The 15,175-nt window shown below is 55.0% G+C and carries 15 protein-coding genes; 11 read left to right on the forward strand and 4 right to left on the reverse strand.

Features of this window, described 5'->3' with window-relative positions:
• Positions 1–68 precede the first annotated feature (68 nt).
• A complete protein-coding gene (locus M0R89_RS15215) occupies positions 69–734 on the forward strand; it encodes a hypothetical protein (RefSeq protein ID WP_248649930.1) in 666 nt (221 codons plus the stop codon).
• A gap of 262 nt (positions 735–996) precedes the next feature.
• Here M0R89_RS15215 and M0R89_RS15220 read toward each other — a convergent pair whose 3' ends face one another.
• A complete protein-coding gene (locus tag M0R89_RS15220) occupies positions 997–1,563 on the reverse strand; it encodes a hypothetical protein (protein ID WP_248649931.1) in 567 nt (188 codons plus the stop codon).
• Between the two features lie 963 nt (positions 1,564–2,526).
• Between M0R89_RS15220 and M0R89_RS15225 the strand changes: the two genes are divergently transcribed.
• From M0R89_RS15225 to M0R89_RS15235, 3 genes are all read left to right on the forward strand, one after another.
• Positions 2,527–4,443, forward strand: a complete 1,917-nt coding sequence (locus tag M0R89_RS15225; protein WP_248649932.1) for a beta-CASP ribonuclease aCPSF1 — start codon at positions 2,527–2,529, stop codon at positions 4,441–4,443.
• 478 nt (positions 4,444–4,921) lie between these two features.
• A complete protein-coding gene (locus M0R89_RS15230; RefSeq protein ID WP_248649933.1) occupies positions 4,922–5,584 on the forward strand; it encodes a DUF7504 family protein in 663 nt (220 codons plus the stop codon).
• Positions 5,585–5,597: 13 nt separating this feature from the next.
• The gene (locus tag M0R89_RS15235; protein ID WP_248649934.1) at positions 5,598–6,005 is read left to right on the forward strand and encodes a hypothetical protein; all 408 of its coding nucleotides are present in this window, start codon (positions 5,598–5,600) and stop codon (positions 6,003–6,005) included.
• A gap of 24 nt (positions 6,006–6,029) precedes the next feature.
• On the opposite strand, the gene rnz is transcribed toward M0R89_RS15235, so the two are convergent.
• Complete coding sequence (rnz, locus tag M0R89_RS15240; RefSeq protein WP_248649935.1) at positions 6,030–6,953, reverse strand: ribonuclease Z; 924 nt, start codon at positions 6,951–6,953, stop codon at positions 6,030–6,032.
• An 878-nt stretch (positions 6,954–7,831) separates the two neighbouring features.
• Between rnz and M0R89_RS15245 the strand changes: the two genes are divergently transcribed.
• The 4 genes from M0R89_RS15245 to M0R89_RS15260 all read left to right on the forward strand — a co-directional run bounded on the left by M0R89_RS15245 (position 7,832) and on the right by M0R89_RS15260 (position 11,239).
• Entirely contained in the window at positions 7,832–8,050 is a 219-nt protein-coding gene (locus M0R89_RS15245) for a hypothetical protein (protein WP_248649936.1), read from the forward strand.
• 357 nt (positions 8,051–8,407) lie between these two features.
• Positions 8,408–9,448 carry an ion channel gene (locus tag M0R89_RS15250; protein WP_248649937.1) on the forward strand — a complete coding sequence of 347 codons (1,041 nt, stop codon included), beginning with the start codon at positions 8,408–8,410 and terminating at the stop codon, positions 9,446–9,448.
• The gene (locus tag M0R89_RS15255; RefSeq protein ID WP_248649938.1) at positions 9,441–9,989 is read left to right on the forward strand and encodes a DUF421 domain-containing protein; all 549 of its coding nucleotides are present in this window, start codon (positions 9,441–9,443) and stop codon (positions 9,987–9,989) included. Before M0R89_RS15250 ends, M0R89_RS15255 begins: the two co-directional genes overlap by 8 nt.
• The gene (locus tag M0R89_RS15260; RefSeq protein ID WP_248649939.1) at positions 9,986–11,239 is read left to right on the forward strand and encodes a cation:proton antiporter domain-containing protein; all 1,254 of its coding nucleotides are present in this window, start codon (positions 9,986–9,988) and stop codon (positions 11,237–11,239) included. Before M0R89_RS15255 ends, M0R89_RS15260 begins: the two co-directional genes overlap by 4 nt.
• Before the next feature lie 606 nt (positions 11,240–11,845).
• On the opposite strand, the gene M0R89_RS15265 is transcribed toward M0R89_RS15260, so the two are convergent.
• Positions 11,846–12,142 (reverse strand): amphi-Trp domain-containing protein, encoded by a 297-nt coding sequence (locus M0R89_RS15265; protein WP_248649940.1) that lies wholly within the window; start codon positions 12,140–12,142, stop codon positions 11,846–11,848.
• A 60-nt stretch (positions 12,143–12,202) separates the two neighbouring features.
• Here M0R89_RS15265 and M0R89_RS15270 point away from each other — a divergent pair, with 60 nt between their 5' ends.
• Together M0R89_RS15270 and M0R89_RS15275 are read left to right on the forward strand one after the other, a co-directional pair.
• Positions 12,203–12,481, forward strand: a complete 279-nt coding sequence (locus tag M0R89_RS15270) for a winged helix-turn-helix domain-containing protein (RefSeq protein ID WP_248649941.1) — start codon at positions 12,203–12,205, stop codon at positions 12,479–12,481.
• Between the two features lie 342 nt (positions 12,482–12,823).
• Positions 12,824–13,684 carry a hypothetical protein gene (locus tag M0R89_RS15275; protein WP_248649942.1) on the forward strand — a complete coding sequence of 287 codons (861 nt, stop codon included), beginning with the start codon at positions 12,824–12,826 and terminating at the stop codon, positions 13,682–13,684.
• A 14-nt stretch (positions 13,685–13,698) separates the two neighbouring features.
• On the opposite strand, the gene M0R89_RS15280 is transcribed toward M0R89_RS15275, so the two are convergent.
• Positions 13,699–14,211 carry a macro domain-containing protein gene (locus tag M0R89_RS15280; RefSeq protein ID WP_248649943.1) on the reverse strand — a complete coding sequence of 171 codons (513 nt, stop codon included), beginning with the start codon at positions 14,209–14,211 and terminating at the stop codon, positions 13,699–13,701.
• A gap of 208 nt (positions 14,212–14,419) precedes the next feature.
• On the opposite strand from M0R89_RS15280, the gene M0R89_RS15285 reads away from it, so the two are divergent.
• On the forward strand, positions 14,420–14,605 hold the full coding sequence (locus M0R89_RS15285) for a DUF5786 family protein (protein ID WP_248649944.1): 186 nt from the start codon (positions 14,420–14,422) through the stop codon (positions 14,603–14,605).
• Positions 14,606–15,175 lie beyond the last annotated feature (570 nt).

The following is a 15,175-nucleotide window of genomic DNA, read 5'->3' on the forward strand; positions in this document are numbered from 1 at the left end:
GACAAGAAACCAATCGTATGGTATCTAATACTAACCTTTAAATTTGACTGGACGTATCGAGGTTTGCTATGACCGAGCACACCGAGTTGGAGATGGTGGAATCGACTGCATTTGACGAGAATCTTGAAGAGATCATTTACCACTTAGACCTGGAGCCGAATGCAAAGGAGATACTCGAACTCCTCGATGTGGATGGTCTCGAAGACGTGTGTGCGATGTGTGGCGAACGCGCCGTGTGGTACACGTCCGAGATTCAAGCGGAAGCTGGGTTCGACTCCGATGAGGGCCGAATCACGCGTTGTTGGTGTGATGAGTGTATCTCGGGACCGTTCATCGAGCTCTGGAAGACGTGGCCATGGACGCCGGACGAGAAACTCGAAAACTACACTGATCCCATACCCTCAGACAGTCACTGCGTCGACGGCGGACTGGCCACGCAGCAAAACAACCCTGAAGTCGTCTCTCACCTCGATTTGCAAAACAACTCGTCAGACGTCACTGGAATACTGAAGCAGTACGGCATCGCCTGGGATGAAGCCGTGTGTCACGACTGCGGACAGCAAGCTGTCTGGTACTATGCAGAGATCTACGATGTCAGTCGCGCATACGATTTCGAGGCCGCTCGTGAGAACGAACTCCTGTGCGATGACTGCATCGACCCAGGACTGGTAGACCTCTGGGCTCGCTGGCCGTGGACGCCGGACGGAGACTATGAGAAGGAAACGTGTGAATGATATGTAAATAAGAATACCTACACTCACAACTAAGCAGTCCAGCCATCGGGAATGATCCGCTCAGCGTCCAAGGTCCCGGCGTTCTATGCAGTAACACATATCCGTACTATCCCGTATGAATCGCTGTCGATCAGAAGTAAAGATTCCACCATAGCCAATCGTCGAAGGTGAGTCCAACTTCAAAGTACAAGTGTCAATTACTACTGTTATAATTCCAGCTCGAAATTTAATGTTACACAATACATAGTGGTAGGAAAGGGGCTTAACCGCGGCGTTCACAACCTTTTGGAATTAGTTTTTCGAGCGCAACGATTCCTCCGTACACGAGGTCAACAATAGTTCCAAGATTCCGCATCATATAATATATCTCTCCCGCCTTACCTCCCCTTGCCTCCGGAACAAAGAATTGTAGCTGCTTCTTTTCGTCATAGACCACGGTACACTGAGGAGGGTCCTGCGGTTCATCCATCTCCGGATTCCGCACTTTGGGCCGATTCCGTAATTGTTCGCTTTTATCAGCGAATTTGCCATTATCCCACGACCAGTATGTTTTAGGCTCGAAGTAGAGAATCGGAACCTGATTATGTTGTTGATCAGTAGATTCTTCTAACGCCTCAAGGTCCTCTTCCGGATTCTTGTTGAACGCCCGTGTCTTTGTCACAGTTCCCGAGGCGACGTATGTAATAGCGTGGTGATTGTCCATTGCTCGAAGCGCAATTACGTCACCCTCGCGGACATCTCGCAGTTCATTGCACGTTACTGCTTGGTCTCGGATATCATTTGGGCCACCGTTATCGTCCCATCTTCTGTCTTTCATCTGTTGAAGCACACCTTTTATCTCCCACCCGTATTTATAACCTTGGCTTGCTCATGGACTTCATACACTTCCTCAAACGCCGTGACAATGTAGCCTTGAGAACCAGGAGTGATTTACTCCGAAGTAACTTCTATAGATACTCTGATAACTACTGACTCTATAGTTACCGGAATAGCTAATATATGTATCTTTGATTGGCACCCGATTTCGAGATGTGCTTGATCTCAATGGCCAAGCAAGGTAACTCTGTCACTCCCCTTCATACCTAATACAATTATTTATATTAATCAAGTATAAAATAATAATACTGGATTTGCTTACGGTAAATTCTCTGCATCATGAGGAATCCATCTCTAGATACACCTCGTAATGATAAACGAGTCGAATGTATCTGATTTAGCGCCGAGTTGGTGAATAATTTGGCGAAAGAGCAGAAGGAAGTCCGTCCCAGGTACAAGGTACCTGGACACGAACTCCTCGTCGGTCGTACCCACGTATGGTTTGCGTGGGAATCACGAGGGGTCAGTGGCAGGGACACTGACCCCTGTAGATGACCGTTGCATGCCCTCAGCCGGATGGCCTCATCGGGCCCTTTCCATCGTATACTCCGCTTTCGCATAGTCGTTCGACTAGCGGACGTTGGACAGATATACATTCAACTTCCGTTCGCTTAATCGTTGGGATAGCATCCTCTTTTCATGACGAACGCTCGGGGAGCGCCGTCGGAAAAGGTTTATACAGCGACTCAACTAGTCTCATGTGAACGATTTCGTTCGTTTGCACACTGATGAGTACGCTGTATCGGTCACTGTCGGTCAATGGGTTCTGTCTCCCCCTGAGGTGGCTGATACAGCTTGACAGAGACGTACCGGTTCAGAGTGATGTCCGCACTCGAATTGACAGATGATTCCCAGGACCGATGGCTAGTTTCACCCTCCTCGTCAGCACCCAGAAACGACCCGAGGCACGATACACATGAGTACAGACACTAGTACAAGTACACTTGAAGCGATAACCGCTGAACTTAAAGCCGAGATTCCTGATGAACTCACCATCTCGAAGGTCACGTACGAAGGCCCTGAACTGATTCTCTACACCGACACCCCACGAGAATTTGCTGAGCGGGATGGATTGATTCGCCAACTCGCGAGTACCGTCCGGAAACGAATCACCGTTCGGCCAGCCCCAGGCACCCAGACAAGTCCGGTGGATGCCGAGCCCCGTATACGCGATCTCATTCCGGACGCGGCGGGCATTACGAATCTCGAATTTTATCCCGAGACCGGTGAGGTCCTTATCGAAGCCGACAAGCCAGGGCTCGTTATTGGGAGTCGTGCCAGTACGCTCCGCGAAATCACGCAAGCTGTCGGCTGGACGCCAGAGGTCCTGCGCACACCACCGATGGAGTCATCGACGGTCGATAACGTGCGGAACTTCCTCAAACAAGAACGTGGCGACCGACGGCAGTTCCTTGAGCGCGTCGGCGAGCAGATTCATCGTGAGTCCAATCAGGACCCCGAGTGGGTTCGCGTGACGACGCTGGGCTGTTGCCGCGAAGTTGGGCGGGCGAGTTTCATCTTGAGTACGCCAGAAACACGAGTTCTCATCGATTGTGGTGATAAGCCCGGCGCCGAGGGCGAAGTGCCCTATCTGCAACTCCCGGAGGCGAACCCAATCGCCGACCTCGATGCAGTCGTCCTGACCCATGCACACCTCGATCATAGCGCCCTCCTCCCGCTTCTCTTCAAATACGGCTACGACGGCCCCGTTTATACGACGGAGGCGACACGGGACTTGATGGGCTTATTGCAACTGGACTATCTCGATGTGGCTGCAAAGGAGGGGCGCACACCGCCGTACGAGAGCGAGATGGTCCGCGAGGAACTCAAGCATACGATTCCGCTCGACTACGGCAATGTCACCGATATCGCCCCAAACATCAAACTCACGCTCCACAATGCGGGGCACATCCTCGGTAGTGCCGTTGCCCACTTCCACGTCGGTAGCGGGTTTCATAATCTCGTCTTTTCGGGTGACATCCACTATTCGGACACCCGCCTGTTCAACGGGGCTTCGAACGAGTTCCCGCGTGCCGAGACGCTCGTACTCGAATCGACCTACGGGCGGCGAAACGATTACCAGACGGATCAAGCAGATAGCGAACGGAAACTGATTACCCTTATCAACGACACGTACGAGGACGACGGAACGGTCGTCATCCCGGCCTTCGCTGTTGGGCGCTCGCAGGAACTCATGCTCGTCCTCGAAGAGGCGATGCGCAAGGGCAAGATTCCGACCATGCCGGTCTACCTCGATGGGATGATTCGCGAGGCAACGGCCATTCACACGGCGTATCCCGAGTTCCTGCGCGATGGGTTACGACAGCGGATTCTCCACGACGGCGATAATCCGTTCCTTGGGGACCAGTTCCAGCAAGTCGACGGCGGTGAGGAGATGCGCCACGCGATTGCTGCCGGTGACCCGTGCATCATCCTCTCGACGTCAGGGATGGTGTCTGGCGGGCCGATCATGTCGTGGCTCGAACTACTGGGCGGTGACCCGGAGAATCTGTTGCTGTTCGTGGGGTATCAGGCACAGGGGACACTCGGTCGGCGGATTCAACGTGGCGAACGCAGGATTCCGTTCAGTGACCGTCGACGCGAGAAAGAACTCACACTCCAGTTCCGCGTCGAATCAGTCAGCGGGTTCTCCGGGCATGCTGACCGAAACGGCCTCGAGGACTTCGTCAGGACAATGGATCCGCGTCCACACAAGATTCTCTGCGTCCACGGCGACGAATCAGCGACCGATCAGCTCTCATCAGCCCTCTACCAGAAATTTAATCTCAGGACGTTTGCCCCAAAGAACACGGAAACGTTCCGTCTTGAGTAACTTCCTGCGTCAGTTCGTAGCTGTAATCGGCGTGATGCTGTTCATCGGGACGAAATCTATTTATCGGTCACGACAAAAGGTGGAACCGTATTCAGGGCTCCGTCCCGTCCTTTCTCCACTCGCCCATCGGTTCGCCACCATGCAGGGGCGTCCTCCGATGGCACTGCTCTGAGATGCGCCGTGCCCACGGCGGTCCGTCCCCGGCGGTCGCTGGGTGTCCCTGACGGGGCTGGGCAGTACCTACCAGAGACACCACACCCATGACCCACGAAACAGACCTTCCGTGCGCCGACTGTGGGACAGCCCTCACCGAGCGAACCCGCCACGTTCAGGACCTTCCCATATCGACGCCGTGGCGTGGTACCGTCGACGTTGCTGAATGTCCGCTTTGTGGTGCGAGGTACTATCCGGAGCAAACCCTGACGCGACTGGCTGGATCACCACGTCGGCCACAGTCTCGGAGTGAGGGCTAACGACCATGGAGGACGTATCACAGCAACACGAAGACGGCGGTGACCCCATTATTGAGTCCTTCCCCGATGCAGTCGCAGCGGGCACAACGGTGTTGGTTGCTGGGACGATTGACCCGACAGAATATGCACTCTGTCTCCGTGCCCTCAGTCACTACAGCAGCGGCACTGATACGGCACTCGTCGTCACGACGACCGAAGGTGCATCACAGACCAGAGGCCAGTACGAACGCGTCTGTCCGAATGCTGACCCTCCACAACTCCGTCTGGTCGATATGGCGTCCGATCAGTATATCACGGCCCTCTACGAGGACCTTCCGACGATCTCTATCCCCGCACCAGATGACCTCGAACGCCTTGTCCTCGCCCTCTCTGAACTAGTCGAGACGAGCGGGCCAACACCAGGGCAGCGCCATCTCGTTATTCGCTCCCTCTCGCCAATTTTAGCTTCCAACCCCGTCGAACGGGTTTCCACGGTTCTCGATCGCATTTCCGGGCTTCGCACTCCAGGTGGACTTGGCCTCTTCGGCCTCGATTACACGGCTCATGACGAAGACACGATGGCGGAACTTGCCACCTGTGTCGATGGCATCCTCTGGGTGACCGAACAGCCTGATACTGGAATCGAGTTCGAGCTCCGATCGACGCGAGCACATCTCAACCGCCGTTAATTGGTGAGATCGAATGACTGATTCGCATACGGAACTGCCCGAAGGATGGGTTGAAGTACCACCCGCTGAGCAGCAGGAGTCCATCCTTTTCGAATATCAGTATCAGACCGACACTGAAACGACAGTTCTCGTCTCCGTGCTCACGCATGTGTCCGACGCACCACTTTACAAACTCCGGCTGTCGACGATTACACCGAGGGCAACGGTGACGCGACACGATTATCCCGTTGCGCAGTATGAAACGAAGGAGAAGGCGCGGACGAACGCGATTGCGTTCCTCCACCACGTGTCGGCTGCGCTCGAAAACGGAACGCTCTCACAGCAAGCACCGGACCCCGAGACGATTCAGTCACTCATTGCGGACTTCAGCAGTGATGGTCTCTTTCCCCGATTCCGCTCGCTCTCGCGCAAACTCCTATGAGGACAGGAGAAATACATTCACGTCTTAGTCCGAGTCGGGATACGGAACTGTGAGCGACTCCCCATCAGCAGGGATACAGACGTCTGTATTAACGAGTTCACTCGCTTCGGTTTCTAACTGTTCAGTCTCGTTTGAATAGCGGGATGAAATATGGGTCAGTGCGAGTCGGTCGACACCAGCTTGACGTGCGATCTCGGCAGCCTCTCGACTCGTCGAGTGCCCCGTCTGTTTGGCCCGGTTGCCCCGGTCGGACGCGAACATCGCTTCGTGGATGAGAAGATCCGCGTCCGTCGCAGCGGAAACCGTGGTGTCCGTCGGTCGGGTATCACCCGTATACACAACTCGACGTCCGGGCCGAGGGTCGCCAACCACCTGCTCCGGGTAGACGACCGTTCCATCATCAAGTTCGACAGGGGTGCCCTCATGGAGTTGTTGGAATTTTGGTCCAACGGGAACGCCAAGTTCTTCGGCCCGTTTACGATTGAATCGTCCTTTGCGCTGGGCCTCGATGAGCGCATATCCCACCGATATCGTTCGATGATTCGTTTCGAAGGCCCGAATCGTGTACTCGTCGCGGTCAACCGCAGCATCACCGGGACTGACTTCGTGAATGGGGACTGGATATATCGGATTCGTCTTCGTCGCCTTGAGCAAGTGTGCGACGGTATCGGCGGTTCCTGCTGGCGTGTAGATTGGAAGTGACGCTGTTCGTTCGTTAAAGTCCAACGTTTGGAGCAATCCCGGAAGTCCGAGTACGTGGTCGCCGTGCAGATGGGTCAGTAAGATCGCGTCGATATCGAAGCCGGTCGAAAAGCGCATCATCTGGCGTTGCGTCCCTTCCCCGACATCGAAGAGGAACCGCTCACCCTCGCGCCGAAGCAGGATCGCACTCGGATTCCGTTCGGTGGTGGGGATGGCTCCACTGGTTCCGAGAAAGGTGACGTCCATACCTGGGAGTACCAACTCGCGCGCCATACGAACTTCGGCATGACCGAGCACTCCCAGAACGTGCCTTCCCTTCTGGACCTCTTGTCGGTTAACGCCCAAACTCGAACGAGAACAGACCTTTGTTTACTGTGGAACCTGTACTCACCCTTGGCGGCGATGACGAATAGTTACCCCACTGAGCCCCTTGTGATGACGATGGCAACTGAGCCGCCACTTCCATTCAACGAGCATGCGTTGTATGGTCCACTGCCAATTAAATACGAGTTGCTCTGTAGCGGGTTAGCCTCGGCTGAGGACGTGCTGACAGACCGGACACATCTGGTTGCCGTCATTGGTTTCAAACTCGGATTCGCTCCCGGTCCAGCCGCACTCGGGGCATTGTGCGATCTCGGGCGTCATTCTACGTGGTTGTAGATTCTCTAATAGGATGTACCTTGGTATAACGTCGGAATCGTGTATCTGACGTGGCACTTCGTTGAATCACTGCCGAGCCACCAATGATGGCTCGGCCCAGTGGAAGAGTCTACTATTGGTGATCGAACTGCCAGGTGGTGCGTTCGACTTGATAGCTTCTGCAGTCAGGACAGACGTGATACTGGAGGTCGAACTCGGATTCACATCGTCGGCATTCATACGCCGACACGGCCTCTGTATCAGAATCCAATAGTGAACAGACGTCGTGGACAATTCCCACGGTTTCACCCTGTAGCGGCGCTTCAACGCCAATTGGCTTAACTATTACACATAATTCCATCAAATACTGGGGAACAGACTGGAATGACACAGATGGCGTACTGTCGACGAACACGGAGTTATAACAGGGGCGGACGTTCATATACGTCGAACTCATTTGTCCCAAACGCACGGAGTTCCTACAGATGCAACAACCCCTCCCGTCCTATGCAAAGGAGGTCTTGGAAACGCTCAAACCCCAAATCACGGCAGCAGATGGTCGACTCCCTATTGACGAGGCAAAGAAACGCCTTTCTGACGAGTTTGAACAGGCAACTGTTGAGGCCGCGTTGGAACAACTCCTCCAACGCGGCTACCTGTACGAAGTAAACGGTCAGTTACGAATCACCGAAGATCACATCTAAAGTCCAATTGCAGCGTATTCCCTGCGGAAATACTGATTCGTGGCTCTGTTGTACCAATATTTGTTCGACATCTTTCTACTGAAATAACCGTTAGGTAGGTGTGCGAACGGAGCAGGGACAACCATCACCGATGGCGTTCGCACGTTCTATCTCAAATTCCCCAGCGACACGACAGTCTTTAAAACGATCTACCTCCGTTGGAGTTGGAGGCGCACAACGTCAAAGTGCCTACGAACCGTCAATCCAGACAACCATGCACGTCAGTAGGTCTGCCTATCCATCGCCACTGGAGAGGACTGTGTCCGTCAACTGTACAAGCGGGGACCATTCATCTCGCCACGACGTTACCGGCGAGTGGTGCTCTCCCGCAGACACTCACTCAGAACGATGACCACTGAAAATCTCTTCTTTCTCGCTCTCGGGAGTCTCCTATTAATCTCGTCGATTATCGACCTCCTCTGGACGACGCTCTGGGCAAACGGTGGTGCAGGCCCCCTTTCCACCCGGTTGACAACCGGAGCCTGGCGTGGACTCCGGACGCTTGGCGGCGGCCAGACACGACTTCTCAATCTCGCTGGCCCAATCATTCTCACGTTGATGCTTACGATGTGGGTCGCGCTCATTTGGGGCGGGTGGACGTTCATCTTCGCTGGCGGTGAGAACGCGCTCACGGACACACGTGACACCGGCCCCATCAGCTGGGCGGAGCGTACGTACTTCGTCGCGTATTCGCTGTTCACGATGGGGAACGGCGATTTCACGCCAACAGACGGCATCTGGCAGATTGCAACGTCGCTCACAACGGCCAGCGGGATGCTGTTCGTGACAATGGGCGTCTCATACGTCCTGTCGGTGCTCGGCGCGGTCGTCGATAAACGCTCGTTCGCTTCGACAGTCACTGGAATCGGAACACGAAGTGAAGCGTTCGTCCGAGATGGCTGGAATGGCGAGGACCTCAGCGAACTTGATCTCCCACTCGATACGCTGGCGTCCGACGTAGGTCGTCTCGCCAAGCAACACAAGGCCTACCCGATACTACACTATTACCACAGCAACGAGGAAGACGACGCCTCGGCGTTGGCCGTCGCTATTTTCGACGAGGCACTCACTATGCTCCGGTTCGGCGTTCCCGAGGACCATCGACCGAACACTCCCCTCCTCAATACTGCACGGTCGAGCACACAGGCCTACCTTCAGACGCTCCATTCCATGGGCATCCAACCTGCTGACGAAACCCCCCCGCCTCCTGATTTAGACTGCCTTCGTGAGGCAGGTGTCCCCACGGTTTCGGATGAAGAGTTCGCCCAGGCCCTCGACGAGCTGAGCGAGCGTCGGCGAAAACTGCTCGGGGCCGTCACCGCCGATGCATGGTACTGGCCATCTGAAAACAATGAGTAGTGTCAACTTCTTCTTTGCCGGCTGGGAGACAGTCCTCCGAGTCATCGTCGTTGGCATTGCGATGTATGTGTCTCTCGTCGTGTTCCTCCGCCTCTCGGGAAGTCGAACGATTGCGAGCATGAACGTCTTCGACTTCATCGTGACCGTCGCGCTTGGGGCGGTGTTCGGTCGGGCCCTCACGGCCAATTCTGTTGCACTCGCGGAGGCTCTCACTGCCTTCGCACTCCTCATCGTCCTACAATACACCGTTGCGTGGCTCCAGACGCGATGGCCTCGGTTCGAACAAGCGGTTACGAACGACTCAACGCTGCTCTACTTCCATGGGGAGTTCCTTCAGGATGCGATGCGTGATCAGCGCGTGACTGAGAACGAGCTACGGGGGGCCGTTCAGAAAGAGAACGTCGGTTCGATGGATGAAGTCGAAGCGCTCGTCCTTGAGTCAGACGGCAAGGTTTTGGTTATCACTTCGGTCGGGGACGGCTCGACTCTCGGGCGGATCATCTCCGACGAACGAACGACGCAGTCTCTCAGTGAGCCATGAACGGGCTATACAGCTGGCTCCTCCTCTTCGGCCTGGTCGTCTTGCTCTTGGGGGTGTTCACGAAGTGGTTCCAGAAACGGTGGTACCTTACCGAACCACTCACTGGCGTCGCCCTCGGTGTAATCCTCGGCCCGGCGGGGCTGGGTCTGTTGAGTCTCTCCGCCACCGGTGACCAAACCCAACTTCTTCAGGAGGTCTCGCGGGTGACTCTCGCCGTCGCGGACATGGGCGTCGCGTTGCGTCTTCCAAGCGGGTATCCGTTGAAGAACTGGCGGTCGCTTGCGGTCGTCCTGGGTCTCGGCATGGTTCTGATGATGGCGGTGAGCGGCCTCCTCGTGTGGGGGCTTCTCAGCGTCTCGTTCTGGGTGGCGATGCTCATCGGGGCCACAGTCGCATCGACCGACCCGATCGTCGCCACGACCATCGTGACCGGCGACATCGCGGAGAAGTACGTGCCTGAACGAGTCCGTCACTTCATCTCCGCTGAGTCGGGTGCCAATGACGGAGCCGTGTATCCCCTGGTTTTGCTCCCGATACTTGTCCTAACACAACCACAGGGAGAGGTCATTTCGCAGTGGCTCGTCAACGTGATTGGATGGCAAATCGGTGGCGCTGTGCTCCTCGGCGCGATTCTCGGGTACGGTTCGTCGAGACTCCTGACGTGGACTGAATCTGTGGGTATCGTCGAGAAGGGGACCTTCCTCGCGTATACCTTCGCGCTTACCTTCGTCGTCTTAGGTGCGGCTCGTCTGCTCGGGGTTGACGGGGTCTTAGCTGCGTTCGTCGCTGGCATTGCCTACCGGATGGGACCCGGTACTGATGAGCCGACAGAAGAAGCACAGATACAGCAGGCAATGACGAAGTTTTTCGTCCTCCCGGCATTTGTCTTCGTGGGCCTGGCGATACCGTGGGACGCGTGGCTGGAACTTGGTTGGCGTGGACTCTTACTTGCAGTGCTGATTCTACTCCTTCGGCGACCGCCCGTCATCCTGGGATTATCTCGGTGGTTCCGGCCCCTCCACACGCGAAAGGAGAAGGTGTTTACTGCTTGGTTCGGTCCAATCGGGATTTCGACGCTCTTCTATGCGATGCTCGCTGAACGACAGACCGGGTTGGACAGTATCTGGCCGGTCGCATCGCTCTTGTTGTGCGCTTCCCTCGTCGCACACGGCCTCTCGGCCACGCCGTTCTCCCACCGGATGGAAGGTGGTGAAGGCGGCGACACGTCTTCTGAATCAGGACGTCCCTGATACCCTACTGATACAAATGCTACGTGAAGAGTGGAGAACGACAAGAGCTATCCCGCCACCAATCGTAATAAGGGACGTGAGAGGGCTGAGTGCCACGACCAAAGCGACGGATCACCTAGAAGAGGCACTTGATGCAGAAAACGTGGAAGAAAAAGACTTCCATATCAGACAGTCGTTACAGCTGATCGACATAGGGTCATCCTCGTAGCTCTCTTTTGGCCACTAGCCGTTCAATGGTGGGTGTTGGTCTCCTTATTCAGTCCGGGTAAGTTCCGGTTCTGCGTCATCACGTTCACCGTCGTAGACTAATTCGTACGTTGTCACCCCGTCAGACGTTTGTATCTCAACTTCCGTGCGTTTCATTCCTTCTACAAATGAATAGTGAATTGAGAGTTCTACCGGATGGTCAAACGTCTGGACGATCGTATCGATTGCTTCCTGTAATTGTGCGGCTTTCGGTGACTGCGGTGTACGCTTTTCCGTCATTTGTGCCCCTTTTACTATACTCTTCCCTCACTGTTCCGATTCTACGTCTGAGTCGCACACCTAGTTAGATTGTCCATGAAGGAAGAGAACTGCTCGTCTGCGTGGCGAACCTGCGTTCTGCTATTCGAGGTTCGGGACCTCATCTTCGACCCGCCCGGAGAGTTCGACTTCAACTTCCAGCTCCGGTTCGCCGTCGCCTTCGAACTCGATATCCAACTCGATCGGCTCACCAAACGCGAACGGCAGCTCCCAGTCGTCACCCGTGATGGTAATCTCGTCGGAATCATGGAACTGCTCGCCCAGCTCGATCAGGAACTCGCCAGCGTCCTCTGCACTGATATAGTACTCCTCCTCGAAGTAGCCATCCGTGATCGTGCTCATCTTCGCTTCCTCGTCTTCGGCGGGCACTTCAGGCATGGTTCAGCCGGGAGTTAGCCTTCGACACGGATAAGTATTCTTTGGAAGATTATCTCCACTATGGATTCACTCGAGATACTCGGGTCGAAAGCTCGACTCGACATCCTCCGAGTCCTTTCACGGCGGGATATGTACGTGTCCGAGCTGATGGAGGAAGTCGGGATGGATGGCAAAACAGCCACCCATCACCTCGATGTGTTGGTGGATGGTGGCCTCCTTGAATCGTATACGGAGGGGCGTCGTCGATACTTTTCGCTAGTCCGTGAGGTTCGGTTTGAGGTTTCGCCCTCACCGAATCGCCGGTTTGTCGTCCAGTTTCCAGAACAGGAAGAGATATGATGTTCCTCGAACGCCGGAAAGAAACGGTCGGTCCAGACACGTACTGAGGAACTGGCTCACATGATCGTTCCGTGAAGAGGCGTTTAGCTGGTATAGGCGTCGATAATCTCGTCGAGTGTTTTTCCGCGTCTTGATCGTCCTTAGACTCCGGCGGTCGGCTGTCGCCCGTTTCCGTCTCTTGCGCTGCCACGGTTGCGCCGCTCAGCTGAGAAGGCATATAACGGGTTATGCGATCGAACAGTATTATGGTTCAGGATACTTCACCCGTAGGTTACCCCATATCCATGTATCACGATGCTCACTTCGAGAGGTTTTTATCCGAACTTGTGTGTATTTTCGCGTATGCCGCGGGAGTTCATTTCTGAATACGGCCTCGACCCGGGAGACTACGTCCAACAACTCGTCGATCAATTTCGTGACCGCTGTCCGAAATTCAGTGAGCAACCAATTGAGGAAGCGATTTTCGTCGACGACGGCCCCATTGACTATCTCGTCTGGTTCGCGCTCGACGATTACGAGCATCACACCTTCTTCTACCACGATGACAACCCCAACCAAGACGTCGTCCGCCGATTTATCTTCCTCTCGCCTTCTGAGCAGGAGATGCTGGAGTTCAAAGCTCTCCTGCAGAAGTACTACGGCGTGTACACCGAACTCAAGATTGCGAGGCTCCTCGAACTCCGGGATACGTATCGTCCACAGGTCGGTGAGCGCCCACGGCTAAATCTCGGTATCTGTCACAACCCGGAGGACGACCGAGTTGTCTCTGGCGTGAGCGGCATACCACGTCCCCATGAACAGGACATCTTCGACGACGCTGCCAAAATCGTCCCCGACAAGAACTTGGAGAAGTTCATCACGCGAACGGTCCAAACAGTTCATACACAAGTCGAAGAGAAAGCAGATCGTCACACAATCTCTGCGGACATTAGAACGGTGTTGGAGGATGATCCGGATTTCAGTTTGGAAACGACGAAACCGCTTCCGAAAGGGATTCACCCGAAGTACACGGAGCACGAGGCCGAGCTCTGGCAAAAGCCTGCGTCACGCGTCGAGTACATGGAGGGGTCTCAAGGGTTCCTCCAGATTTGGATTCCGACGGACGAAGACGAGATCGCGCTCGTGAATGCGACGGCGGGCAAGTACGACCGCGAGACAATCGTCGATGCAATACGGGACAGATTCGAAGCAACAGTCGCCTGAACTGGGTTATCTACTTACGCACTCTTTCGGACATCCTCCGCGATTCGTTCAAGTACCTCGTATTCTCGTTGGGAGTACGCAATGACTCGGACGTCGGACAGTGCCGTCGGCTGGTAGTCCCGGATTGCCTCACAGACGAGTCGAGCTCCATCTTCGAACTCGTAACCAGCGGCTCCCGTCCCGAGGATTGGGATCACGAGCGACTCACAACCGAGATCATCGGCCTTCGCCAGCGAATTCCGTGTCGCTTCACGGATACTCTCTGCCGTCGCCTGGCCGTCGCCGTAGTGGGGCATCGCTGCCGCGTGAATGACGTACTCGGCGTCCAACTCGTATGCGTCAGTGACGGCGACCGCGCCGAGTTCGACAGGGCCCTTGGAGACGGCCTCGTCGTTGATTGGTCCGTTCGCGCCCCGGCGAAGCGCACCGGCGACCCCGCTTCCCATCTGGAGACTGGTCCCTGCGGCGTTCACAAGTCCATCGGCCTCTTGTGATGCGATATCACCTTGAACGACTGTGAACTCCATACGAACACTCTCTATGCCGGTCCTCAAAAACGGGAGGGGGTCTGATATTACATTGAACAGTACCATATGAGAGATACGTGGCAGAGAGAATCCAACCGAACTTGATCTCTTTTGGTGCGAACAGAGTATTGAACAACCGGATTTCCTCGTGGATTGGTTCCAAGGTCCAATCGAACGATTTTAGTCTTCGACGCTCCTATGAACGCATATGGGTTTTGGGAGTTACGATGAATCCGAGCAACAGAATCAGGAGGTCAACACTGACGACGACGGCGAAGGCGTGAGCGTTCACGAAAACGACCACGAAGGCGAACTCAAATTTGAAACGGGTGCCTCGACCGACGACCTCGTCGACAAACTCCAGGACATCAAAGACGACACCGAAGACGAGTAACTGAAACACTCGGGAAATCCGTGGCCCCCATGGCAGAGTAGAATTTCACTCGCCTACGTCCTACACTCGGTTTTCAGCTAGTCCTTTCAGTATTTCCTATAAAAAACGCACCTCGTGTACCCCTACCCGAGGTATCTCGAAGGATGTATGGAGTGTAGTAAATACTTTCTGTTCCCAAATGGGTTCATTGAATGGCCCAACCAAACTGGATACCGTAACCGTTGTTGGCAACAGTAGCTCGATCGTCGCTGTTCTCAATCCGTAACTGTTAACCGGCTGTGGTAGCTACGTTGAACCGTCACGGCGACTCGCTCTTTGGACGGTTCTGACGGTAGCGATAGCGGTGTCCGATGAGGCCATTCGGCTGAGGACAGGACGCAGAACGGTTCCCCACGACCAATCAGGCGCGCTCGTTGTGGGGCCTTCTGCTCTTTTGCCACTCGCAACGCAACTCGACTGCCTGAGCCTCTGACATACCCTTCTTTCTAGGGCACAACGGCGGGAGTAGGACAGTTTTGCGGTTCTCGGGTGGCAGTACATTTTGGAAGTTGTTCATCCCTGTTCAGCGGT

The sequence above is a fragment of the Halorussus limi genome (assembly GCF_023238205.1).
GTDB lineage: Archaea > Halobacteriota > Halobacteria > Halobacteriales > Haladaptataceae > Halorussus > Halorussus limi.